The sequence below is a fragment of the Salipiger sp. ABF4_146 genome (genome assembly GCF_056161345.1).
In genome coordinates this window covers 1-24,145 of record NZ_JBSWYX010000025.1, presented here as the reverse complement: position 1 = coordinate 24,145, position 24,145 = coordinate 1, and the positions used below count along the sequence as shown (strand labels likewise).

Below are 24,145 nucleotides of genomic sequence, written 5' to 3'. Positions count from 1 at the left end.
ATCAGCGGAGCGCAGACAGATGGATGCAAAGATCGAAATAGACGCCGCAGGCCGACGGAGTGCGACGAATGCCTGCACCGAACCCTGCGCCATCGAGCGTGGGATGCGGATCATCGGAGGAAAATGGACTGGCTCGATCCTCTGGCACGTAAAGGACGGGCCGGTCCGGTTCAACGACCTCGCCCGGATGATCGGCGGCGCATCAAAGAAGATGATCACGGAACGCTTGCGGCAACTCGAAGACCAGGGCTTAGTCAGGCGCGAAGTCTGCGACACCGCCCCGATCTCCGTGGTTTACGAGATTACCGATTTCGGTCGGACAGCCTTGGGTTTCCTGGATGAGCTTCGCAAGTGGAGCGAGGGCCTTCCAGGGACCTTCGCCGCTGAACACCAATAGCCTCCACATCGCGCAACTGGCCCAGTCCGGACCTCCGACGCCGCACGAAAGCTCTAGGCTAGATCGATTAACTGGATGAAAAAAACGTAATTCGACCTTATCCGCAGAAGGCCTTTACCCTTCGAAGTGGCCCGCAGCCAAGCTCGAAGTCCGGTTGGAAGGCATGAATGCAGACATCGTGCTTGCATGGCTCAAAAGCTTAATTGAAGAGATGAATTCGGTCTCTGGCGCGGCTGCGTTGCGTTGGAGAAATCGCTTTCCATTGGCGCCAGTCATCGTCCACCGGGGACCTCGCGATTGCTGCCATCGTATTCGCCGAGCAGAGAGTCCGCCGTCACAAGCGTGCGCTCGGAAAGATTCACCGCATTCGGCTGTGTTCAGAAAAGGCTATTGCCGTTTGCGCTGGTCTTGGGCAGCTCTTGAAGCACGTCCCAATGCTCGACGATCTTGCCATTCTCGTCGAAACGGAAGATGTCGATGCCTGCGTATTCCAGCCCGCCAGGCCAAATCTGATGACAGTGCAGGATCACGTGACTGTCCTCGGCAAAGGCGCGTTTCACCTCGACGCGCCTGCCCGGCGCTCTATCTCACCCGCAGCTCGGGCCTTCGCCGGTTCGCGGTGTTTCTCGACTGGCTGGAACAGACCGTCTGAGCGCTCGGGCCCAGCCGCGCTCGGGCCACACTTGGCACGGCAGGGCCCCTCCAGAGGAGGGGAACCGAGCGGTCTCAATCGGGCCCGTGCGCGAAGTCGCTTGCGTTGACCAGATGCCGCTGGAACAGGACGGCCAGCACCGCCACCCCGAGACCGATCGCATCGGTCAGCCAGCCGCCAGCGATCATCGTCAGACCGGCGGCGGCGAGGGCGATCCGGATCAGCGCACCGGCGTGTCCGAGAAACCACCCCTGCACGGCGCATGACAGCAGATAAACTCCGGCCACCGCGGTCACGGCCACATGGGCGATGTCGATCCAGCTGCCATCAAGCAGCATCGCTGGCGAAAAGAAAAACATGTAGGGCACGACAAAGGCGGCGAGCCCAATGCGGAAGCTCTCGACGCTGGTGCGGATTGGGTCGGACCCGGCGAGCGCACTCCCTGCGTAGGCGGCGAGGGCCACCGGCGGGGTGATCGCTGACATCACCGCAAAGTAGAAGATGAAAAGATGCGCGACGAGCGGTTCGACCCCGAGGTTGATGACGCCGGGTGCGATGACGCTGGCAGCAACCGCATAGGCGGCGGTCGTGGGCATTCCCATGCCGAGGATGATCGACACCACCATCGCGAAGAACAGCGCAAGGATCTGGCTCTGATCGGCCAGTGCCAGCAGCACGGTCGAAAAGCGCGAGCCGATTCCGGTCAGGGCGATGACCCCGACGATGATCCCGGCGGTCGCGCAGACCGCAACAAGCTGGAGCACCATCCGCGCGCCGTTCTCGAGGGCGTGGAACAGGCGCCGGGGGCCCATCGCGTGCGGTGTCAGCCACGACACGACCGCGGCGGTGAGCATGGCGAGGGTGCCGCAGCGTATCACCGAGTAGCCGGCGAAAAGCGCGCCGATCAGCACGAGGATCGGCGAGAACAGGTAGACCTGCCTGAGCAGCACGTCGAGTTTTGGCAGCACCTCGCGCGGAAGGCCCTTCATGTTCGCCTTCTGGGCGGCGAGATCGACCATGAAGAAAACCGATACGAAGTAGATGATCGCGGGGATGATCGCGGCGTAGACGATCTCCATGTAGGCGATACCGGTGATTTCGGCCATAATGAAGGCACCGGCCCCCATGATCGGCGGCATGATCTGGCCCCCGGTCGAGGCGGCGGCTTCGACCGCGGCTGAGGTCTGCGGCTTGTATCCGACCTTCTTCATCATCGGGATGGTCAGCGACCCGGTCGCCACGACGTTGCCGGCAGAGGTGCCGTTGATCATTCCCATCAGGCCCGAGGCGAAGATCGCCACCTTGGCGGGGCCGCCGCGCTTGTGTCCGGCGGCTGCGAAGGCGAGATTGACGAAATACTCCCCCACGCGGGTCGTCTGGAGGAAGGCGGCAAAGACCACGAAGAGGATGATGTAGGTCGACGAAATGGCGATTGGCGCCGCGAGGATGCCGTTGTCAGTGAAGATGTAGGAAAAGAAGCGCTTCGCGTCGTAGCCGCGATGCTGGAAGATCCCCGGCAGCCATGGCCCGAGAAAGGCGTAGGCGACGAAGACGCCCGCGATGATGACCAGCGCAAGCCCGGCAAGGCGGCGCGTCAACTCGATGATGAGCATCACCCCGGTGATCGCGGCCCACATGTCGCCTGGCAGAGCCATGGGCATCCCGGCCCTCAGCTGAAGCTGACGGGCAAAGAAGATGAAATAGGCGGTCGCGCTCAGCGCCGCGATGGCAAGCAGCACGTCGCCGGGGGCAAAGCGCGTGCGGGACTCGTTGCCGAAGACCCAGCCATGCACGATGGCAAGCGCGGTTCCCAGCGCGAGGGGCAGGCCAAAGCTCGACATGGCCCAGGCGGGCGGCTGCATCTCGCCCAGCACGCGCCCGTTGATCCAGATCGCGAGAATCCCCGCGAAGCCGTAAAGGACGCCCCCCGCGGAAAGCGCGAGCACGGCCGTGGAGGCGCCGGTCCGTTTTGCCTCGCGACCGTCGAAGACCCGAGCGCCATACAGCAGGTAGCCAAGGATCAGACCGCCGCCGACATGGCTCAGCCGGTAGGTCCACGTCTCGAGCGGATAGACGTTCATCACCAGCAGGTGGAACACCGTATAGGCGACGCAGAGTGTGGCGACGATCCGGTGGCGTGCGCCATCAAAGTCGCGCTGGTTGGCGGACAGCGGTTCCTCATCGACATTGGCGCGGGCGGTTTCCTGTTCGATCAACGAGCCGCTATGATCGTCGGGCGCGGTATCCTGGGCGTGGGACATGCGTGTCGCTCTTTCATCTTTCGGGCTGATACGACACGGGCGGCGCCTGACGGCCCCACCCGTGCGACTGCTCGTGAGGCCGTTACTTGAGCTCTGCGGGGATCTCGAAGCCGTTCTCCTCGAACCACTTCACCGCCCCCGGATGGAAGGGGATCACCTGGTTCTTCAGGACGTTTTCGGGCAACGTCTCCTTTGCGGCAGCATGATTTGTCACCATGCGATCATGGTTTTCCATGGCAAGCCTGGTGATCTCGTAGGCGAGGCTCTCCGGCATCGCCTCGTTCGTGATGGCAAAGTTCCACAGCGACACAGTCTGCAGGTCCTCGGGCTGATCCTCGTAGGTGCCGGCAGGAATGGTGAACGGCGCCATGGCGGGCACGATGTCCATCATCTTCGCAAGCGTGTCTTCGTCCATCGAGAGGAACCGCACGTCGTTTTCGACCGCGAGCTGCGCATAGGCGCCCGTTGGCAGACCGGCGGCATAGACGAAGGCGTCGATCAGACCGTCCTTGAGTTGGCCCGCGGTGTCCGAGCCACCCGCGTTCGAGGTCTTGATGCCGTCGAACCCCTCGGCATTCTCGAAGAACCGGGTCCAGTAGGTCGCCGACGTGCCGCCGGCGGGACCGACGCCGACGCGCTTGCCAGACAGATCGCCAAAGCCCTCGATATCGGAGCTCGCCAGAACCGCGGCCTGCAGCGGAGTCTGGTACATCGGGAACAGCGCTCGCACCTTCTCATGCGGAACACCCGGCATCAGCGGGCTTTCGCCCTTCCGTGCCTCGTCTGCCGGGCCAAGGGTCACGAAGCCAAGCTGGTGCTCGCCGGTTTCGACGAGGGTGACGTTTTGCACAGGACCGCCGGTGATCTCTGCACCAGCGTTGATGTCGAGCGCCTCCGAGATCATTGCTCCGAAGCCCGAGCCGTAGCCGAAATAGGTTCCGCCCTGAGAGCCAGTGCCGATGGTGATGCTGTTGGGCCAGCCCTCGCGATCCTGGGCGATTGCCGGTCCGGCAAGCGCGGCGCAAATCGCCGCGGCAGCGAATGTGCTGAATTTCATAGTTTTTCCTCCTCCTGTCGAACGCTGCACATGACCAGACGGTCAGCGCGGGTCCAATGAGACGACCATGACTTCAGCAGCGGCGAAGCCCAATCCGCCGAAGATTATATTATATTTTGCATCAATCACGCGGTAGCTTCGAGCGCAGGAAGGTGACGCTCGAGGATCTCCAGAAAAGTGTCGCGCATCTGGTCTCGGGTGCCGCGCGTCCACGCCGCCGCGAGGATGAGCTTGGAGCGCGTTGTTCCGTCCGGCAGGTCGAGCGGCACGAAGGAGACACCCGGAACCTGAAGCCGCGAGGTCCAGCGCGGGACGATGGCGAGGCCGGTACCGGCGGCGACAAGGTTGACGATGGTCTGCTTTTCGTCTGCGACCTGCGCGATGCGCGCCGTCAGCCCCGCGTCGAGAAACTGCTTGATGGTGAGGTCGTGCGAATGCGGTCGCGAGCGTCGGTCGGGCACGATCAGCGGTTCGTCCGCAAGGTCGCGGATCGCAATGCTGCCCCGCCCGGCGAGCGGATGGGACTCGGGCAGGGCGACGACGGCTGTCTCGAAGAAAAGTGTGCGAAACTGGAGTCTTGGATCGCGCACGTCTGGTGGGCGGCAGAAAGCGATATCGAGCCCGCCGCTGAGCAGTTTCGGCAGCAGGCGGATGGTCTTCTGTTCGATGATCTGGACGTCGATCCGGGGCGCCTCACGGCGCAGGATCTGCAGGAGCTGCGGCATTAGCCCGGCGGCGGCGCTGTCGATAGCGCCGACGCGCAGCACCGCGGTCTCCGGCTCCCGGATCTCCCGGACCCTGCCTTCGAAAGCCTCGATTTGTTCCACGAGGGACCGCGCATCCTCCAGCAGCGTCGACCCCGCCTCGGTCAGGGCGACCGACCGTGTCGTGCGCTGGAATAGCCGCGTGTCAAGCCGCTCCTCAAGCTGAGTGATCTTGCGGCCCAGCGACGCGGGCAGCATGTCGAGCCGTCGCGCGGCACGGCCGAAATGCAGCTCCTCCGCCACGGCGAGATAGCATTTGAGTTGTAGCAATTCCATATCCGCAGCCTCCCCGTCACCCAACTATTTGTGATCTTTGCATACGGAAATGATATAATGTCCGGCGGGTGGCAAGACCTTCCTGTTGATTTCAGAAAGAACGCCCACCCGCTCGATTAAATCAAATACGTATACAAAGATCTGCGCCTTGTTTGGCTCCGTTCCGGAGAAATAGTTTTTCCGGCAGAGCTGCACGCACGTCAGACGCCGCGCGGCAGGGTTGGAGAACAGGAACGTCACGCATGAAAACCTACAAGATCGCCGCCATTCCGGCCGATGGCATCGGACCCGAAGTCATCGCCGCCGGGCTTCAGGCCCTCGAGGCTCTGGCCCGCAGGGACGGGAGCTTTACGCTGGAGGTCACCGAATTTGACTGGGGCTCGGAGCGATACCGCAAGACCGGCGCTCTGATGCCCGACGACGGCCGCGACCAGATTAAGGCGTTCGACGCGATCTTCTTCGGAGCGGTCGGGGCCCCCGACGTGCCCGATCACATCACGCTTTGGGGGCTGCGGTTGCCGATCTGCCAGGGCTTCGATCAATACGCCAATGTTCGCCCGATCAAGATCCTGCCGGGTATCACCTCGCCGCTTGCCGGGGTAGGGCCGAAAGACCTCGATTGGGTGATCGTGCGCGAGAATTCCGAAGGCGAGTATTCCGGGGTGGGTGGCCGAGCACATCGCGGACTACCCGAAGAGGTCGCCACGGAAGTGGCGATCTTTACCCGCGTCGCGGTCGAACGGATCATGCGCTACGCGTTTCGGCTCGCGCAGTCCCGCCCGCGCAAGCTGCTGACCGTGGTGACCAAATCGAATGCGCAGCGGCATGGGCTGGTGATGTGGGACGAGATCGCCGCCGAGGTGTCGCGCGACTTTCCGGATGTGACCTGGGACAAGATGCTGGTCGACGCGATGACCGTCCGCATGGTCAAGGATCCGGCCTCGCTCGACACCATCGTCGCAACCAACCTGCACGCGGACATTCTGTCCGATCTCGCCGGCGCGCTGGCGGGCTCTCTGGGGGTGGCGCCGACCGGCAATATCGACCCCGAGCGGCGCAGCCCGTCGATGTTCGAGCCGATCCACGGCTCGGCCTTCGACATCACCGGCAAGGGCATCGCCAACCCCGTGGCCACCTTCTGGACCGCGTCGCAGATGCTCGATCATCTCGGAGAAAGCGCCGCCGCAGACCGGCTGATGCGCGCGGTCGAAAAGGTCTGTGCCGATGGCGTGCTGACACCGGATGTCGGCGGTAGTGCGACGACGCAGCAGGTCACCGATGCGGTCTGCGAGGCGATCCGCGGCGAGAATCTCTGAGGCCCCGCGGTGTCAGAGATCAACGCAGAGGCGCTGCTGCACCGGATGCTGGCAAGCGCCATCGGTGCGGCGAACCCCGCCACCGTGCTCGCTCGTCATCTACCCGAAAAGCCCGCCGGGCGCTGTCTCGTCGTGGGCGCAGGCAAGTCCGCGGCCGCGATGGCGCGGGCAGTCGAGCAGGCCTGGCCGGACGTGAACCTCTCGGGCGTGGTGGTGACGCGCTACGGGCACGGCGTGCCGACTGAGCGCATCAAGGTGCGCGAGGCGGCGCATCCGGTGCCGGACGCGGCGGGGCTCTCGGCGGCGCAAGAGATCTTCGACGTGGCCCAGGCCGCCGGCCCCGACGATCTGGTGCTGGCGCTGATCTCCGGCGGTGGCTCGGCGCTGATGCCGCTTCCCGTGCCGCCGCTGACGCTGGACGACAAGCGGGTTGTCAATCGGCTCCTGCTCAACTCGGGACTTGGTATCGAAGAGATGAACAGGGTGCGCAGGCGGCTGTCGCGGATCAAGGGCGGAGGACTCGGCCTCGCTGCGCAGCCGGCCCGACTGGTAACGCTGGCGATCTCCGACATTCCCGGTGATGACCCGGCGGCGATCGCGTCGGGCCCGACTGTTCCGGCACTGGCCGGGTCTGTCGATCTGTCCGGCGTCGTCGCAAGGCTTGGTCCCGAGCTGCCTTCGGAGGCCAGGGCCCTGCTTCTCGCCGATGAGGCGCCCGCGCCTGACTATGGGACCGATGTCCGGCTCGTCGCCACGCCGCAGTTCTCGCTCGAGGCGGCGGCGGCGGTCGCTCGGGCGGCAGGTGTCACGCCGGTGCTGCTTGGCGACGCGCTCGAGGCGGATGCGCAGGAGCTTGGCAAGGTCATGGCGGGCATCGCGGCGTCCGTCCGGCGGCACGCAGCTCCCGCAGCTGCGCCCGCCGTGCTGCTCTCGGGCGGAGAGGCCTCGGTCACGATCGGACAGGAGCGCCCCGGACGCGGAGGCCGAAATACTGAATTCCTTCTCTCGCTTGCGCTGGCGCTCGACGGCGCGCCACGGATCAGCGCGCTTGCCGCCGACACGGACGGCATCGACGGGACCGAGGATGCCGCCGGTGCGCTGATCGGGCCGGATATTCTGTCGCGGGCCACGGCGGCGGGCCTCGACCCGCGCCAGATGCTTTTCGCGCATGACAGCTACAGTCTGTTCGAGTCCTGCGACGCCTTGATCAAGACCGGGCCCACTCACACCAACGTCAACGACTTCCGCGCGACACTGATCCTGTGAGCCGCGCGACGGGCGCGATCATGGCCCTGCTTCGCGTCAGGCGCTTTCGCGCACGATCAGCTGGCCCTCGAAGGTCCGGTCGAGATTGCCGGGCTCGGTGCTCTCGAGCACGTCGACGAGATAGTTTGCCATCTCGGTCAGGGGCTGGCGATAGGTCGTCAGGCGATAGTTCGGGCTTTCGCACTGCGGCACATCATCGAAGCCGATCACTGCGATATCCTCCGGCACCCGGAGCTTCAGCCGGTGCCGGATGGTGTCGATGACGCCGAGGGCGAGGGCATCGTTTTCGCAGACGATGATGTCCGGATGCTCCGCGCGCGGCCGGTTCTCGAGCAGTTCGAGACTGCAGGCGGCGGCCAGGATCGGGTCATAAGCCTCGACAGTGACGCTTTCGGGCTCGACGCCGAAATGGCCGCGCCAAAACTCGATGAAGGTCTCCTTGCGCATCAGGTGCGCCGAGACGGTGCGCGGGCCGGCGACATAGAGCGGCCGGCGGTAGCCACGATCGGTGACATATCGTGCAATCTCGCGAGTCGCGGCAACGTCATCCACCGCGATCGAGATGGTGTCGGGGTTTTCCGAGGTCCGCGCGAAGATGATCAGCTTCTTGAAGCGGCGCGCGCCGTGGGCGGCATCGAGCACGTCGTCGTCGAACTGGATCCCGATCAGGATCGTGGCATCGACCCGGCGCTGGCTGGCGTTGAGCAGGGCCGGGGCGGTGTCGTCGCGATCGAGCGTGTTGACCAGCAGCGTGTCCCAGCCGCGCCCGCGCAGCGCCCGCGTCAGCCGCTCGAGCATGACGAGTTTGTGGGGGTTGGAGAAATCGTCGATCAGCAGCGCCACGAGATTCGAGCGCGCCGAGGCGAGCGCCGCCGCCCTGAGATCGGGGATGTAGCCCAGCGATCTGGCCGCGGTCATGACCTTCTCACGGGTGGCGGGCGAGATGGAGGCCTCCTTCTTGAAGGCCCTGTTCACGGTCCAGCGCGAGACGCCGGCGGCGACAGCCACGTCATCGGCCGTCACGTTGCCCCGACCCTCGCTTGCCGTCATCTGATTCCCCTCGACGTTGATTTCCGCAGTGCAGAATCTGCGCCGCCATCGCAGTTCTAGCAACTTATCACGAAATCCGCACGCGTTTTTGCACGCGAGAGCAAGGAGTTGGAAAAGCTCATTGTCAGCGTTGCGCACGCGCGTGCAAAAATTTCTTGCACGCGCGTGCAAAGATTGTATTCCTTCTATCAACAGCGGCGTTGGAGGCGCCGCAAAACGGGAGGACATCATGCTCAAGGTAGGTTTGCTCGGCGCTGGCCGGATCGGTCAGGTGCACGCGGTCAACATCGCCAACAATCCACGCTCGGCGCTGGCCGCGGTCTCGGATGTCTATCCCGAGAGCGCGGAAAAGGTCGCCGCCGGCTATGGCGCGGCGGTCTGCAGTTCCGAGGAGATCATCGCCGATCCCGAGATCGACGCGGTGCTGGTGGCGACCTCCACCGACACCCATTCCCACCTGATCGAAGCAGCAACGGCGGGAGGAAAGGCGGTGCTGTGCGAAAAACCCGTTGACCTCTCGCTCGAGCGGGCACGCGCCTGCCTGAAAGCCGTCTCGGCCACCGGCCAGCCGGTGATGATTGGTTTCAACCGGCGCTTCGACCCGAACTTCTCGGCGTTGAAACGGGCCTCGGTCGGCGGCGAGATCGGCAAGTCCGAGCTGCTGTCGCTCACCTCCTTCGATCCTGCGCCGCCCCCGGTCAGCTACATCAAGGTCTCTGGCGGGCTGTTCCGCGACATGATGATCCACGATTTCGATATGGCGAACTTCCTGATGGGATCGCGCCCGGTGTCGGTGCGGGCCACCGGCAGCAGCATCGTCGACCCGGAGATCGGCGCGGCAGGGGATGTCGATACCGCCGTCGTGACGATGACCTATGCCGACGGCAGCATCGCCGTGATCAAGAACAGCCGCCGCGCGGTCTACGGCTACGACCAGCGCATCGAGCTGCTGGGCTCGGAGGGGCTGCTTCAGGCGGGCAACATGCTCGAGAACAGCGTGGTGAAATCCACCACCGCCGGCGTGGTCTCGGCGAAGCCGACCTACTTCTTCCTCGAGCGCTACATGCCGGCCTATGCCGCCGAGTGGGAAGCCTTTGTCTCTGCGGTGCTTGATGGCACTGCGATGCCGGTGACGCTCGAGGATGGCGTCGCGGCGCTGGAGCTTGCCGAGGCGGCGACGCAATCCCTTGGGACCGGCGAGATCGTCACGCTTTGACGGGCAGGAATTCCCGTACGTGCGGCAAGAGGAGACGCCGCGCGCGCGGGTCGAACGGGGCCGGCCCCGACTGTGCCGGGTATCGAGGAGCGGCGCGCTGTAGCCGCGCTTAATTCCAGGGAGGAAACACCATCATGAACAAACTGCTCGCATCCGTCGCGACCGCAACCGCGCTTGCCGTGGCCGCGCCCGCGCTTGCCGCCGACATCATCGTCGTGGCGCATGGACAGGCCAACGATCCGTTCTGGTCCGTGGTCAAGAATGGCGTCCAGAAGGCTGGCGAAGACACCGGCGCGAATGTCGAGTTCCGCTCGCCCGAAACCTTCGACATGGTCCAGATGAGCCAGATGATCGATGCTGCGGTGAACCAGGAGCCCGATGGGCTGGTGGTCTCGATCCCGGATGTCGACGCCCTCGGGCCGTCGATCCAGCGCGCCGTCGAGGCCGGCATCCCCGTGATCTCGATGAACTCCGGCTCCGACGTGGCCCACGAACTTGGCGCGCTGCTGCATGTCGGCCAGTCCGAGTATGATGCGGGCCTCGCCGCCGGCCAGAAGCTGGCCGAGATGGGTGGCACCAAGGGCATCTGCGTCAACCAGGAGGTCGGCAACGTCGCGCTCGACATGCGCTGCGAGGGCTTCGCCGAGGGCTTCGGGCAGGAGGTCACCGTAATCCCGACGATGAACGACCCGACCGAGGTCGAATCCAAGGTCCGCGCGGCGCTCGATTCCGATCCCGACGTCGACACCGTTCTGGGCCTCGGCGCCTCGCTGGTCGGCGAGCCGGCAGTGGCCGCCGTGGAAGCGCTTGGCCGTGACGACGTGCTGGTTGCAAGCTTCGATCTCTCGGCCGGGTTCCTCGAGGCGGTGGCCGATGGCAAAGCCGCATTCGCCATTGACCAGCAGCAGTTCCTGCAGGGCTACCTGCCGGTCACCTTCCTGGCGCTCAACGCAGCCTACGGGCTGGTGCCGGGTGGCGATGTGCCCTCGGGCCCGAACCTCGTGACCCAGGACAGCGCCGCTCAGGTGATCGACCTGTCCGCTCAGGGCATCCGCTGATCGAACGATCAAGGGGTCGCGCGGGACGCGCGCGGCCCACTCACCACCGCTACGGGAGGGGAAGATGTCTGCCGACATGATCGAGCAGCCGGATGAGCGCATACGCGCGGAATCCTTTGCAACCAAACTCATGAAAAAACCGGAACTGGGAGCCATCGGCGGCGTCGTGCTCGTCACCCTGTTCTTCTTGTTCACCGCGGACAGCGCGATGTTCACTCTGTCGGGCATCATGAACTTCATGACCCCGGCGGCTCAGCTCGGGATTCTCGGCATCGCCGCGGCGATGCTGATGATCGGCGGCGAGTTCGATCTCTCCATCGGCTCGATGGTGGCCTTCGCGGGGATGATCTTCGGGGTGCTCACGGTCAATGCCGGCCTGCCGCTGATCCTCGCCATTCCGCTGACCCTGGCCTTCGCGGCCTGCATCGGCGCGGTGAACGGAATGATCGTTTTGCGTACCGGGCTTCCCTCCTTCATCGTGACACTGGCCGGGCTCTTCATCCTGCGCGGCGCCTCGCTGGTCGGGCTCAAGCTCTTCACCGGCGGCTCGACCCAACTGCGCGGCGTCCGCGACGCGGTCGAGGGCGACTGGCTCGCGCCGGTCTTCTCCGGCGATGCCCTTACCGGGCTCTTCGGCTGGCTGGCCTCGATCGGCCTGATAGAGACCTTCAAGTCCGGCGCCCCCAAGGTTCCCGGCATCCCGGTTGAGATCCTCTGGTTCATCGCCTTCGCACTGGTCGCCACCTACGTGCTGCTGCGCACCCCGATCGGCAACTGGGTCTTCGCCACCGGCGGCGACACCAACGCCGCCAAGAACTCCGGCGTGCCGGTGCGCAAGGTGAAGATCTCGCTCTTCATGCTCACCGCCTGCGCCGCAGCGCTGGTCGCCGTGATCACAGTGATCGACGCCGGCTCCACCGATGCGCGCCGCGGTTTCATGAAGGAGTTCGAGGCGATCATCACGGCGGTGATCGGCGGCTGCCTGCTGACCGGCGGCTACGGCTCGGCCATCGGCGCCTTCTTCGGTGCCATCATCTTCGGCATGGTCACCATCGGCCTGACCTACACCGATTTCGATCAGGACTGGTTCCAGATCTTTCTTGGCGGAATGCTTCTGCTGGCCGTGGTCTTCAACAACGTGATCCGCAAGCGCGTGACGGGGGAACGCTGAGATGTCGCATGATACCAAGTTTCATCACGGTGATGTTCCCAAGGCAGTCAAGCCGATCATCCATATGGAGAATATCAAGAAGCACTTCGGCAATGTCATCGCCCTGAACGGCGTCACCTTCGATGTCACCCCGGGCGAATGCCACTGCCTCCTGGGCGACAACGGCGCCGGCAAGTCGACCTTCATCAAGACCATGTCAGGTGTGCACAAGCCCACTGCCGGCAAGATCTTCTTCGAGGGAAAACCGCTGGCCTTCGACAGCCCGCGCGATGCCATGGAGGCGGGCATCGCGACGGTGTTCCAGGATCTCGCAATGATCCCGCTGATGTCGGTGACACGGAATTTCTTCATGGGGCGCGAGCCGACCAGGGGCAGGGGGATCGCCAAGCGTTTCGACATCGATCGCGCCAACGAGATCTGCATGGAGGAGATGCGCAAGATGGGCATCAACCTCCGCGCCCCCGACCAGGCGGTCGGCACGCTTTCTGGCGGCGAACGCCAGACCGTCGCGATCGCCCGGGCGGTCTATTTCGGGGCCAAGGTGCTGATCCTCGACGAACCGACCTCGGCACTCGGCGTTCGCCAGACCTCGAACGTGCTCTCGACCATCGACCGGGTGCGCCAGCAGGGAGTTGGCGTGGTCTTCATCAGCCACAACGTGCGCCACGCGATGGCGGTCGGAGACCGCTTCACCGTGCTCAATCGCGGCCAGACCCTCGGCACCGCCGTGAAGGGCGAGATCAGCTCGGCAGAGCTTCAGGATCTCATGGCCGGCGGCCAGGAACTTGCCGAGCTCGAAGGCTCGCTCGGCGGCACGATCTGAGGTCCTCCCCCCGCGGGCGGCGCCACGCTGTGCCGTCCGCACCTTTTCCCACCGAACAACCGGGTGCGACCATGCATGACATGCCCCAAACATCGCTCGGAGTGGCCCTGATCGGGACCGGCTTCATGGGCAAGTGCCACGCCATGGCCTGGAACAACGTCGCCACCGTCTTCGGGGGCGCGCGGCCACGGCTCGAGATCCTCTGCGATGCCAGCGCGGCGCAGGCCGAGGCGCATGCGGCGCAGTTCGGCTTTGCCCGCGCCACGACGGACTGGCGTGCGGCGGTATTGGACCCAGGCGTCGACGTGGTCTCGATCACCACACCCAACGGCATGCACCGTGCCATTGCCGACGCCGCCCTCGAGGCGGGCAAACATGTCTGGCTGGAAAAGCCCATGGCGCTCACCCTCAGCGATGCCGAGGCGATGGCGGGTCTGGCGCTGTCACGCCCTGAGCAGCGCACGCTTCTGGGCTACAACTACCTGCGCAACCCGTCCTTCCGCGCCGCGCAGGAGATGATCGCGCGCGGCGAGATCGGGGAGCTGCGCAGCTTCCGCGGTGTCTATGACGAGGACTATTCCGCCGATCCCGCGCTGCCCTGGTCGTGGCGCATGACTCATGAGGGCGGCGGTTTGGGCGCGCTCGGCGATCTCGGCTGCCATCTCATCAGCCAGATGCTGGCGCTGATGGGCCCGGTGGCGGAGCTGACCGCGATGACCCAGATCGCGATCCCGGAACGGGCCTCGCCCGAAGGCATGCGGCCGGTCGAGAACGAAGACAGCGCGCTGGCCCTGCTGCGCTTCGAGAGCGGAGCGCAGGGATCCTTTGCGACCTCCCGCGTGGCGCGGGGCCGCAAGTGCCGCCTGCAATGGGAGGTACATGGTTCGGAGGGGACGATCCTCTTCGATCAGGAAGCCATGAACGAGCTCTGGGTACACCGCGCCGGAACGCCCGGCTTCACGCGGCACCTGAGTGGACCCGGGCAGCCCGGATTCGCCGCCTTCTGCCCCGCACCCGGGCACAATTTCGGCTTCAACGAGCAGAAGGTCATCGAGGCGCGCGACCTCTGCGCCGCCATCGCCGGCGGCGAGCCCGCCGGCCCGGACTTTGTCGCCGGGCTCGAGATCGAGCGCATCATCCACGCCATGGCCGCCTCCTGCGGCCAGCCTATCACCCTGGGAGAGGCGACATGAACAAGAGACTGGACGTTATCACCATCGGCCGAGCGGGAGTGGACCTCTACGGGGCGCAGATCGGCGGGCGGCTCGAGGATATGGGCTCGTTCGACAAGTATATCGGGGGCTCGCCCACCAACATGGCCTGCGGCACCGCGCGGCTCGGGATGCGCTCGGCTCTGATCTCCCGCGTGGGCGACGAACACATGGGGCGCTTCATCCGAGAGGAGCTGGTGCGCCACGGTGTCGAGGTCGCTGGCGTGAAAACCGACCCAGACCGGCTAAGTGCATTGGTGATCCTCGGAATCCGCGATCAGGAGCAATTCCCGCTTATCTTCTACCGTGAGAACTGCGCCGACATGGCGCTCTGCGAGGACGACGTGGACGAGGAACTGGTAGCTTCCGCCCGCGCCGTGGTCGCCACCGGCACCCATCTCGCGCATTACACCCCGCGCGCCGCGGTGCTCAAGGCGCTGGCGCTCGCCCGGAAGCACGGTGGACAGACAGCGCTCGACATCGACTATCGTCCGAACCTCTGGGGCGTGGCCGGTCACGGCGAAGGCGAGAGCCGTTTCGTCGAGAGCGCGCGAGTGACCGCGAGCCTGCAGGAGGTGCTGCATCACTTCGACCTGATCGTCGGCACCGAGGAGGAATTCCACATTGCGGGCGGCTCGACCGACACCATCGAGGCCCTGCGCGCGGTGCGCGCCGTTTCGGGCGCGACGCTGGTCTGCAAGCGGGGCCCGATGGGCGCGGTGGCCTTCGAGGGCGAGATCCCCGATAGTCTCGACGATGGCCAGACGGGCCCCGGCTTCCCAATCGAGGTGTTCAACGTGCTGGGCGCCGGGGACGGCTTCATGTCCGGTCTGCTCAAGGGCTGGCTCGATGGCGAGACATGGCCGGTGGCGCTGAAATACGCCAATGCCTGCGGTGCCTTTGCCGTGTCGCGTCACGGCTGCACGCCGGCCTACCCAAGCTGGGAAGAGCTGCAGTTTTTCTTCAACCGGGGTATCATCCGCCCCGACCTGCGCAACGATGCGGAGCTTGAGCAGGTGCACTGGGCCACCAATCGTCGCGGCGACTGGTCGATCCTGCGCACCTTCGCCTTCGACCACCGCATGCAGCTCGAGGAGATGGAAGGCTACACGCTGGAAAAAGGCGGCGCGTTCAAGTCGCTCTGCCTTCAGGCGGCACTCAAGGTGCAAGACGGCCAGGGCGGCTACGGCATACTCTGTGACAACCGCATTGGACGGTCTGCGCTGCACGCGGCGAGCGGCTCCGGGCTCTGGATCGGGCGGCCGACCGAGCTTCCCGGCTCGCGCCCGATCCGCTTTGAGCCTGAGCTCGGTGAGGATTACGGGCAGTTCCGCGAATGGGCGCGTGAGAACGTGGTCAAGCTGCTGGTCTTCTGCCACCCCGACGACGACGCGGCGACGCGCAAATTGCAGGAAGAGCGCGTGAAGCGGATCTTCACCGCGGCGCGCCGCAATGGACTGGAGTTCCTGCTTGAGGTCATCCCCTCGAAGGTGGCGCCGGTCGATGACGACACCACCGCGACGCTGATCCAGCAGTTCTATGACGCAGGGGTTTACCCTGACTGGTGGAAACTCGAACCGTTCCGCACTGATGCGGCATGGCAGAAGGCGGTCGAGGCGATCGAGCGCAATGACCCGCGCACCCGGGGCATCGTGGTGCTCGGCCTCGACGCGCCGGAGGCCGAGCTGGCGGAAAGTTTCGCGCTCGCCGCGAAGCAACCGCTGGTAAAGGGCTTCGCCGTGGGGCGGACGATTTTTGGCGATGCGGCGCGGGCCTGGATGCGAGGCGACATGGACGACAGGACCGCCGTCGCGCAGATGGCAGAGCGCTACGCCCGCCTGTGCCAAGTCTGGGACCGGGCGCGCGCCGGGGTCAATCCTCTTACGACAGGAGTGGACGCATGACCGACACGATCCGATTGACCGCTGCGCAGGCCATGGTCAAGTGGCTCTCCGTGCAGATGACCGAAGAGGGTCAGCGATATATCGAGGGCATCTGGGCGATCTTCGGCCATGGCAACGTGGCCGGTCTGGGCGAGGCGCTCGAAAAGGCGCAACAGGCGTTTCCGACCTGGCGCGGCCAGAACGAACAGACCATGGCGCATGCGGCTATCGGCTATGCCAAGGCCAGTAAGCGGACTCGGGCCATGGCGGTGACCTCGTCTATCGGGCCGGGGGCGACAAACCTCGCAACCGCGGCGGCGCTGGCACATGTGAACCGCTTGCCGATCCTGCTGATCCCCGGGGACGTCTTTGCGGGTCGTCGTCCCGATCCGGTACTGCAACAGATTGAAGATTTCGAAGATGGCACGGTCTCTGCCAATGATTGCCTCCGACCGGTGTCTCGGTACTTCGACCGGATCAGCCGCCCGGAGCATTTGTTGACCGCACTGCCGCGTGCGCTGGCCACCATGACCGACCCCGCAACCTGCGGGCCCGTCACTCTTGCATTCTGTCAGGACACGCAGGCCGAGGCCTACGATTACCCCGTCGAATTCTTCAAACCCCGTATCTGGCGCATCCGGCGCCCGCAGCCCGATACGCGCGAAATCGAGGACGTGGCTGCGCTGATCCGATCCGCCCGCAACCCTGTGATCGTCGTCGGCGGCGGCGTGATTTATTCACAGGCCGAGGACACGGTTGGCCGCTTTGCCGAAACACACAACATCCCCGTGGTCGAAACCCAGGCAGGGAAATCGGCGCTGGCTCAGAGCCACCCGATGAACTTCGGTGCCAGCGGTGTAGACGGATCGGCGGCGGCGAATGCCGTCTCGTCCGAGGCGGATCTGGTGATCGGTGTCGGCACGCGCTTTCAGGACTTCACCACGGGGTCCTGGGCGCTGTTCAAGAACCCGGGGCGGCGGTTGGTTTCGATCAACGTCGCGGCCTACGACGCGGTCAAACATGGCGCCCTCCCTGTCATGAGCGACGCGAAGGTCGCGCTCGAAGCCTTGACTGCCGCCCTCGGGTCCCATCGGGCCGGGTCGGTTGACGCGGCAGCCCGCACGGCATGGCTGGGTGCGGTGACTGACCATTGCCGGGATCGAAAGCGCCCCGAGAACGAGCGACCCAGCGACGCCGAGGTGATCGGCGCGGTCCAGAGGGCCACGGGCAAGGACGCCATTGCCATGTGTGCCGCAGGCACGATGCCGGGTGCGCTCAAGCTACTGTGGCAGCCGTCGCAGGGCGGCTATCACATGGAATACGGCTTTTCCTGCATGGGCTACGAGATTGCCGGCGCCATGGGCATCAAGTTGGCCCGGCCCGAACGCGAAGTGATCTGTTTCGTCGGTGACGGCAGCTACATGATGGCCAATTCCGAGCTGGCAACCGCCGTCATGCGGCGCGTGCCGTTCACGGTGATCCTGACGGACAATCGTGGTTACGGCTGTATCAACCGACTGCAGCAAGGCAGCGGCGGCGAGGAGTTCAACAACCTCTACAAGGATTGCAACGTCGCGGCCCAGCCAGAGATCGACTACGTGGCGCATGCCGCGTCGATGGGCGCCCATGCGGTCAAGGCCCGCAGCATTGCCGATCTCGAAACCCGGATTGCCGAGGCGCGGGGCCGAGACATTCCAACGGTCATAGTTATCGAAACGGACGCCACCGAAGGCCCCGGCTTTGGTGATGCCGGACATTGGTGGGACGTGGCCGTGCCGGAAATCGGCCAGAGCGACAAGCTGGCCCGTGCCTACGCGAAGTATCTCGACAACAAGCAACGTCAGCGTCTCGTGAACTGAGCGCTCCCGAGGAGACAATAATGATCCGTTTCGGAACCAACCCCATTGCCTGGGCCAATGACGACGACCAGACGCTGGGCGCCCATATCCCCACCACACGCATCCTCGACGAGGCGGGGCGCCAGATCGGTTTTGATGGGATCGAGAACGGGCATCGCTGGCCTGCCGATCCTGAAGAGCTGCGCGTGATGATGAAGGAGGCCGGGCTTGCCTTCATCTCTGGCTGGCATTCGCTGAACCTGCTGGCCCATTCCGTCGAGGACGAGAAGGCGGCGATCCAGCCGCACCTCGACAGGTTGAAACACAATGGCTGCAAAGTCTGCATCGCCTGCGAGACCTCAAATTCTGTGCAGGGGCTGGAGCAGCCGCTGAGCGCACGACCCGTGCTGGATGCAGAAGGCATGCAGGCTTTCGGGGCCAGGGTCGAGGAAGTCGCCGCCTATTGCGCCGCGCAGGGGATTGAACTCGTATACCATCACCACATGGGGACCGTGGTGCAATCGCCGGAGGATATTGACGCCTTCATGGCGGCGACCGGTCCCGCGACCCGACTGCTCTTCGATGCCGGGCATTGCTATTTCGGCGGCGGCGATCCGGAGGTCGTCCTGCGCCGTCACATCGCCCGCGTCGGCCATTTCCATGCCAAGAATGTCAGACCGGCGATCCGCGACCGGGTCGAACGGGAGGGGCTCTCCTTCATGGACGGGATCCGGGCCGGGGTGTTCACCGTGCCCGGCGATCAGGAGGGGGCGATCGATTTCGAGCCGCTGCTGCGAGTGCTCGCGGAACATGGTTACGGCGCCTGGATCGTCATCGAGGCCGAGCAGGATCCGGACGCGCGCAACCCACTGCTTTACCAGACGCTCGGTCTTGCAACGCTACGGCGCATCGCCCGCGAGGTCGGCCTGACCGGCTGAGCTTGGGACAAGGGAAAGGACAACACATGAGCCATCTGCAACACCGCCCCTTCGGCACCCACGGCAAGGTGCATGACATCACCCCGGCCTCTGCGGGCTGGCGCCACGTCGGCTTCGGACTCTACCGGCTGCGCGCCGGCGAGCGCGCTTCCGAGCCCACCGGCAGCAACGAGGTCATCCTCGTGATGGTCGAGGGAAAGGCGAAGATCACCGGCGCGGGGCAGGATTGGGGCGAGCTCGGCGCGCGCATGAATGTCTTCGAGAAGACCCCGCCGCATTGCCTCTACCTGACCAACGGCAGCGAGTGGAGCGCCGAGGCCACCACCGACTGCACGATCGCGGTCTGCTCGGCGCCGGGCAGAGGCGACCATGCGCCGCGCCGCATCGGCCCGGACGGGATCACGCTCACACAGCGCGGCGAGGGCAGCAACACGCGCTTCATCAACAACATCGCCATGGAGAACGAGGATTACTGCGACAGCCTGCTGGTCACCGAGGTCTTCACCCCGGCGGGCAACTGGTCGAGCTACCCGTCGCATCGCCATGACGAAGACGATTTCCCGCGCATCACCTATCTCGAAGAGACCTACTACCATCGGCTCAACCCTTCCGACGGGTTCGGCATCCAGCGGGTCTATACCGATGATCTGCAGCTCAACGAGACCATGGCGGTGCATGATCACGACGTGGTCTGCGTACCGCGCGGCCATCACCCCTGCGGCGCGCCGCACGGGTTCGAGATGTACTATCTCAACGTGATGGCCGGCCCTTTACGCAAGTGGCGCTTCATTGCCGCGCCGCCCGTCGCGCATCTGATGTAACGGGCGATCCGCCCATCTGGAGTCTTCTCTCATGCCAAACCCGTTTCAACTCGCGGCTTGTGCCGAAATGCTCTGGCCGGAGCGACCCATCGACTGGCGCGCGGCGCGTCTCACCGAGCGCGGGCTTGGCGTCGGGCTTTGGAACTGGCCCGACCACGATCTTGCCGCGCTAGGGAAGGTCGGTGCGAACTACACCATCATGAACGGATACCTCGAGGGGCGGCTGTCGGATCCCGAGGGCGCGGAGTTGCTCCTGGCGTCAGCGCGCCAGACCGCGCAGGTCGGCAAGCGGCTCGGCGTCGACCGGCTCAACCTTCATGGCACCGGCCTTGGCGATGGCGGCCTGCCGATCCCGCAGCATGGGGCAATGTCGCCCGGCATGATGCTACGCGCGCGCGACACGCTGCACCGGCTCTGCGATCTGGCCGAGAAAGAGGGCGTGATCTTCACGCTGGAAAACCTCAATCCGCTCGATCATCCCGGCTGCCCGTTCGGCGCGACCGCCGAAGTTCTGGCGCTGGTCTCCGCCGTCGACCGGCCGCAGCTTCGCATCAACCTCGATCTCTATCACACGCAGATCGGCGAGGGCGATCTCATCCGCTGGTGCGAAGCCTGCTTGCCCTGGATCGGCGAGATCCAAGTGGCCGACAACCCGGGCCGTTGCGAACCCGGAACTGGCGAGATCGCCTATGATCGCGTCGCCAGGGCGCTGGATCGGATGGGGTATCGCGGTCCTGTCGGCATGGAGGCCTTCGCCGCAGGTGACAGCGACGCCGCTCTCGATGCCTTCGTTGCAGCCTTCACACTCTGATCAGGTCGCTGTTCCGTCGCGTCCAGGCTTCTGGTTGTCGCGCATTGGTAAAGACGCTATCGAGCGTCTTGCAGCCGTCGCGCCCGCGCGTGCGGGCAGACGCTCCAGACCTGCCACTTGTGTGAGACCCCATGCTCAGACCATCCCTTGCTGCAATCATGGCAGGCGTCATCACCGGTTCAGCGTTCGCCGAGATCACACCGCAAGCACAGCGGCTCATTGAACGTGGCATTGCGGCTTCCACGGCATTCCCCGGCTATGCCTCGCTCTGCGACCTCGAGGCTCGGATTCGTGACGTCAATGTCCCGCGCAGTCCCGGCGCGCAGCGCAGCGCAGCCTCGCGGAGCGCCCGAGAGACAGCCCCGCCCGAACCGGTTCCGCCGACCCAGGTCTTCGACAATCTGTGGTTTCTCGGAACGCCGTCGGTGACGGCATGGCTTTATGGAACCGACGATGGCTACGTCCTGATTGACGGGCTGAACAGCGATGAAGAGGCCGCGGAGATCATTCTTGGCGGCATGGCGACACTCGGCCTTGATCCCGCCGACATTCAGGCTGTTCTGGTGACCCATGGGCATGGCGATCACTATGGCGGCGCGGACTTCATCGCGCGCGAACTTGGGGTCGAGGTGCTGATGTCGGCGCAAGACTGGGACCTTGTGGAGCGGCTCGGGACGCATCCGCGCTTTGGCCCACCGCCGGAGCGTGGCGGTGTCGTGACCGATGGGGAGACCCTCTACTTCGGCGGCTCGAAGCTGACGATACACCTGACCCCTGGGCATACCCCTGGCACCGTGTCGCCGGTGTTCGAGGTCACCGACGGCGAAAAAACGCATGTGGCCATCCTGTGGGGCGGAACCGGCTTCAACTTCGGCCAGACCCGGTGGAAATTCGAAACTTACGCGGAGTCCGCCGCCAGAATGGCTAGGATTTCAGAGCAGGCAGGGGTCGACGTGGTTCTGTCCGGTCACCCTCGGCGGGATGGAACTCTGCCCCGGCTCGCGGCGCTGACAGAGCGGACCGAGGATCAGCCGCATCCTTTCGTGCGCGGTTCCGGCAGTCTTGACGTGTTCACGGTTCTCGAGAACTGCGCTCGGGCCCAGGCCGAGCGCTTTTCCATCCCGGATGACGAGTGACAATGGTTTCTGCGACGGTTCATTGCTTTGGCGGGGCAGCTTGCGTCTGTAGGCCTACGACAGTCTGGCCACTGTAGCCCGCGTCTTCTCATGTCGCTCGCGGGGGCTGTAAACGCATTCAGCCATCGAGAACCTTGTGGTCAACAGCGCTTCTTCGCCACCTCAATGCGGCAACATCCATTCTTAACATAATTGTCGTTATGCGATCTCGAAATGGATTTTGGTGGATTCACAAACGAAGTGCAAATTCTTTATTAAAACAGAAGTTTGCATGGAGGATGTGGGATGGGTCGTTGTTACCTTCAGCTGAGTTTCGAGGAGCGGATCAAGATTGCCAAGTGGCGTGAGGCCGAGATGTCGATCCCCGAGATCGCGGATCGCCTGAGCCGCGCCCCCTCGACCATCTACCGCGATCTGAAGCGCAATCACTTTGACGGCGGCGACCTGCCCGAGCTCGCGGGATACTACGCGCTGAATGCCCAGACCATGAGCGAGAAGCGCCACGCCCTTCACCGCAAGATGCTTCAGCACCCGCAGCTCAAAGCTGCCGCCCTGCATGGGCTCAAGGCTGGCTGGTCGCCGGAGCAGATCGCCGGCCGGATGCGTCTCGAGCAGCATGGTGTCCGTGTGAGCCACGAGACAATCTATCGCTACGCCTATTCGAAGGAAGGTCGCGCCGAGCAGTTCTACCGGCACCTACCCGAGCATCGCAGACGCCGCAGACCCCGAGGATATCGCCGGTACCAGCGCAGCCACATCTCGGACGCGCAAAGCCTTTCAAACAGGCCGGATTGCGTCGCCGAGCGCGTTGAGTTTGGGCACTGATGGTGTGGATACCTCACCCCGCAACGGCATCGCGATGTGCCAAAATGGTGATGTTGAAAAGCACCAGCATGGAGGAGGTATCCGTGGAAGAGGTTACAGTCATCGGCATCGACTTGGCAAAGTCGGTTTTTCAACTCAACGGCGCGGATGCGTCAGGACGGGCCGTGTTCCGCAAGAAGCTCTCGCGGGCGCAGCTCACCCGGTTCATGGCCGAGCACCCGCCCTGCCTCGTCGCCATGGAGGCTTGCGCTTCGTCGCACTATTGGGGGCGGGAGTTCATGAAACTCGGCCATGAGGTGCGGCTAATTCCGCCGATCTACGTGAAACCCTTCGTGAAGCGGCAGAAAAACGATGCGAATGACGCCGAGGCCATCGCGGAGGCCGTGGTGCGTCCGACCATGCGGTTCGTACCCGTGAAATCCGCCGAGCAGCAGGCCAGATCCATGGTCTTCAAGACGCGCGATCTCCTCGTTCGACAACGCAACGCCCTCATCAACGCACTGCGTGGGCACCTTATGGAATATGGCATCATCGCGCCTCCCGGACGGACATTCGTCAGGAAACTCGAGGCGCAGGTCGATGCTCCAGAGAGCATGCTCCCATCCGGCGTCACCGAGCTTTGTCGCCTGCACCTCGAGCAAATTGGCAGTCTCGACGTCAGGATCATGAAAATAGAAAAGCGCCTCAAAGAAGAAGCCAAGAGCGATCCAGAGACGATCCGCCTGCAGACCGCCCCGGGTGTCGGCCCCGTCAGCGCCATGGCAATTCAAGCCTTCGCCCCGCCGATGGAAGGGTTCCGAAGGGGGCGTGATTTTGCGGCCTGGCTGGGTCTCGTCCCTGTTCAGAAATCAACCGGGGGCCGGCAGATTCTGGGGCGCACCTCCAAGATGGGACAACGTGACATTCGCAGACTGTTGATCATCGGCGCGATGACGCGGGTCAGATGGGCGGTCAAGAACGGCCCTCCCAAAGGGTCCTGGTTAGAAAAGATGCTGGCGCGCAAGCCCCGGATGCTGGTCGCCATCGCCTTGGCAAACAAAACCGCCCGCGCGATCTGGGCGATGATGACGAAACAGGAGGACTATCGAGACCCCGCCCTTGCCGCGTGACACGGTGAGGGTTGGCAGGTGTGAGACGGACATTGAACAGTAAGGACAAATGATCGACCAGATCGAGGTTGGGATAACCAGGCCCTCCCAGAGAGCTTTCAGCTCGGGCACATTGATATGGACCCAACCTGCGCATCGCCATACCGGCCCGCGGCATTGTCAAAGCCGCACACGAAGGCCTTCTGTAATGGGGCGTCCTATGTCAACTGAGAACTTAGAACGCCATGGCATCGCGGTACGAGATTATCATACGGCGGCCTAGGCGA

At 64.5% G+C, this 24,145-nt stretch carries 20 protein-coding genes and 1 pseudogene; 16 read left to right on the top strand and 5 right to left on the bottom strand.

Going from position 1 to position 24,145, the window contains the following annotated elements; genetic code table 11:
• The first annotated feature begins 19 nt into the window (after positions 1 to 19).
• Complete coding sequence (locus ACXAJT_RS23695; RefSeq protein WP_475240060.1) at positions 20 to 397, top strand: winged helix-turn-helix transcriptional regulator; 378 nt, start codon at positions 20 to 22, stop codon at positions 395 to 397.
• Positions 398 to 774: 377 nt separating this feature from the next.
• Here the strand turns inward: ACXAJT_RS23695 and ACXAJT_RS23690 are convergent, their stop codons facing one another.
• The 4 genes from ACXAJT_RS23690 to ACXAJT_RS23675 all read right to left on the bottom strand — a co-directional run bounded on the left by ACXAJT_RS23690 (position 775) and on the right by ACXAJT_RS23675 (position 5,407).
• Positions 775 to 957 (bottom strand): nuclear transport factor 2 family protein, encoded by a 183-nt coding sequence (locus ACXAJT_RS23690; protein ID WP_475240057.1) that lies wholly within the window; start codon positions 955 to 957, stop codon positions 775 to 777.
• A 166-nt stretch (positions 958 to 1,123) separates the two neighbouring features.
• Positions 1,124 to 3,310, bottom strand: coding sequence for a TRAP transporter permease (locus ACXAJT_RS23685; RefSeq protein WP_475240055.1), 2,187 nt, complete (start codon positions 3,308 to 3,310; stop codon positions 1,124 to 1,126).
• Positions 3,311 to 3,392: 82 nt separating this feature from the next.
• Positions 3,393 to 4,367, bottom strand: a complete 975-nt coding sequence (locus ACXAJT_RS23680; protein WP_475240053.1) for a TAXI family TRAP transporter solute-binding subunit — start codon at positions 4,365 to 4,367, stop codon at positions 3,393 to 3,395.
• Between the two features lie 125 nt (positions 4,368 to 4,492).
• The gene (locus ACXAJT_RS23675) at positions 4,493 to 5,407 is read right to left on the bottom strand and encodes a LysR family transcriptional regulator (RefSeq protein ID WP_475240050.1); all 915 of its coding nucleotides are present in this window, start codon (positions 5,405 to 5,407) and stop codon (positions 4,493 to 4,495) included.
• A 242-nt stretch (positions 5,408 to 5,649) separates the two neighbouring features.
• On the opposite strand from ACXAJT_RS23675, the gene ACXAJT_RS23670 reads away from it, so the two are divergent.
• Together ACXAJT_RS23670 and ACXAJT_RS23665 are read left to right on the top strand one after the other, a co-directional pair.
• Positions 5,650 to 6,723, top strand: a complete 1,074-nt coding sequence (locus ACXAJT_RS23670) for a tartrate dehydrogenase (RefSeq protein ID WP_475240047.1) — start codon at positions 5,650 to 5,652, stop codon at positions 6,721 to 6,723.
• A 9-nt stretch (positions 6,724 to 6,732) separates the two neighbouring features.
• Entirely contained in the window at positions 6,733 to 7,989 is a 1,257-nt protein-coding gene (locus tag ACXAJT_RS23665) for a glycerate kinase type-2 family protein (protein WP_475240044.1), read from the top strand.
• A 36-nt stretch (positions 7,990 to 8,025) separates the two neighbouring features.
• On the opposite strand, the gene ACXAJT_RS23660 is transcribed toward ACXAJT_RS23665, so the two are convergent.
• The gene (locus tag ACXAJT_RS23660) at positions 8,026 to 9,039 is read right to left on the bottom strand and encodes a LacI family DNA-binding transcriptional regulator (protein WP_475240041.1); all 1,014 of its coding nucleotides are present in this window, start codon (positions 9,037 to 9,039) and stop codon (positions 8,026 to 8,028) included.
• 229 nt (positions 9,040 to 9,268) lie between these two features.
• Here ACXAJT_RS23660 and iolG point away from each other — a divergent pair, with 229 nt between their 5' ends.
• The 13 genes and pseudogenes from iolG to ACXAJT_RS23595 all read left to right on the top strand — a co-directional run bounded on the left by iolG (position 9,269) and on the right by ACXAJT_RS23595 (position 23,879).
• Positions 9,269 to 10,255 carry an inositol 2-dehydrogenase gene (gene iolG / locus ACXAJT_RS23655; RefSeq protein WP_475240037.1) on the top strand — a complete coding sequence of 329 codons (987 nt, stop codon included), beginning with the start codon at positions 9,269 to 9,271 and terminating at the stop codon, positions 10,253 to 10,255.
• A gap of 134 nt (positions 10,256 to 10,389) precedes the next feature.
• A complete protein-coding gene (locus ACXAJT_RS23650; protein ID WP_475240034.1) occupies positions 10,390 to 11,313 on the top strand; it encodes a sugar ABC transporter substrate-binding protein in 924 nt (307 codons plus the stop codon).
• Positions 11,314 to 11,377: 64 nt separating this feature from the next.
• Positions 11,378 to 12,484, top strand: coding sequence for an ABC transporter permease (locus ACXAJT_RS23645; protein WP_475240032.1), 1,107 nt, complete (start codon positions 11,378 to 11,380; stop codon positions 12,482 to 12,484).
• A 1-nt stretch (position 12,485) separates the two neighbouring features.
• The gene (locus ACXAJT_RS23640) at positions 12,486 to 13,307 is read left to right on the top strand and encodes an ATP-binding cassette domain-containing protein (RefSeq protein WP_475165738.1); all 822 of its coding nucleotides are present in this window, start codon (positions 12,486 to 12,488) and stop codon (positions 13,305 to 13,307) included.
• 71 nt (positions 13,308 to 13,378) lie between these two features.
• Positions 13,379 to 14,500 carry a Gfo/Idh/MocA family protein gene (locus tag ACXAJT_RS23635; protein ID WP_475240030.1) on the top strand — a complete coding sequence of 374 codons (1,122 nt, stop codon included), beginning with the start codon at positions 13,379 to 13,381 and terminating at the stop codon, positions 14,498 to 14,500.
• Positions 14,497 to 16,422 (top strand): bifunctional 5-dehydro-2-deoxygluconokinase/5-dehydro-2-deoxyphosphogluconate aldolase, encoded by a 1,926-nt coding sequence (locus ACXAJT_RS23630; protein ID WP_475240027.1) that lies wholly within the window; start codon positions 14,497 to 14,499, stop codon positions 16,420 to 16,422. Before ACXAJT_RS23635 ends, ACXAJT_RS23630 begins: the two co-directional genes overlap by 4 nt.
• On the top strand, positions 16,419 to 18,260 hold the full coding sequence (gene iolD / locus ACXAJT_RS23625; RefSeq protein ID WP_475240025.1) for a 3D-(3,5/4)-trihydroxycyclohexane-1,2-dione acylhydrolase (decyclizing): 1,842 nt from the start codon (positions 16,419 to 16,421) through the stop codon (positions 18,258 to 18,260). The genes ACXAJT_RS23630 and iolD overlap by 4 nt, the downstream gene beginning before the upstream one ends.
• A 20-nt stretch (positions 18,261 to 18,280) precedes the next feature.
• Complete coding sequence (gene iolE / locus ACXAJT_RS23620; protein ID WP_475240022.1) at positions 18,281 to 19,177, top strand: myo-inosose-2 dehydratase; 897 nt, start codon at positions 18,281 to 18,283, stop codon at positions 19,175 to 19,177.
• Between the two features lie 26 nt (positions 19,178 to 19,203).
• Positions 19,204 to 19,998 (top strand): 5-deoxy-glucuronate isomerase, encoded by a 795-nt coding sequence (iolB, locus tag ACXAJT_RS23615; RefSeq protein WP_475240019.1) that lies wholly within the window; start codon positions 19,204 to 19,206, stop codon positions 19,996 to 19,998.
• A 31-nt stretch (positions 19,999 to 20,029) separates the two neighbouring features.
• On the top strand, positions 20,030 to 20,809 hold the full coding sequence (locus ACXAJT_RS23610; protein WP_475240017.1) for a TIM barrel protein: 780 nt from the start codon (positions 20,030 to 20,032) through the stop codon (positions 20,807 to 20,809).
• A gap of 131 nt (positions 20,810 to 20,940) precedes the next feature.
• Positions 20,941 to 21,945 carry an MBL fold metallo-hydrolase gene (locus ACXAJT_RS23605; protein ID WP_475240015.1) on the top strand — a complete coding sequence of 335 codons (1,005 nt, stop codon included), beginning with the start codon at positions 20,941 to 20,943 and terminating at the stop codon, positions 21,943 to 21,945.
• A gap of 285 nt (positions 21,946 to 22,230) precedes the next feature.
• A pseudogene (locus tag ACXAJT_RS23600) lies at positions 22,231 to 22,767 on the top strand (IS30 family transposase); the annotation flags it as partial.
• 86 nt (positions 22,768 to 22,853) lie between these two features.
• Positions 22,854 to 23,879 (top strand): IS110 family RNA-guided transposase, encoded by a 1,026-nt coding sequence (locus ACXAJT_RS23595; protein WP_475240012.1) that lies wholly within the window; start codon positions 22,854 to 22,856, stop codon positions 23,877 to 23,879.
• Positions 23,880 to 24,145 lie beyond the last annotated feature (266 nt).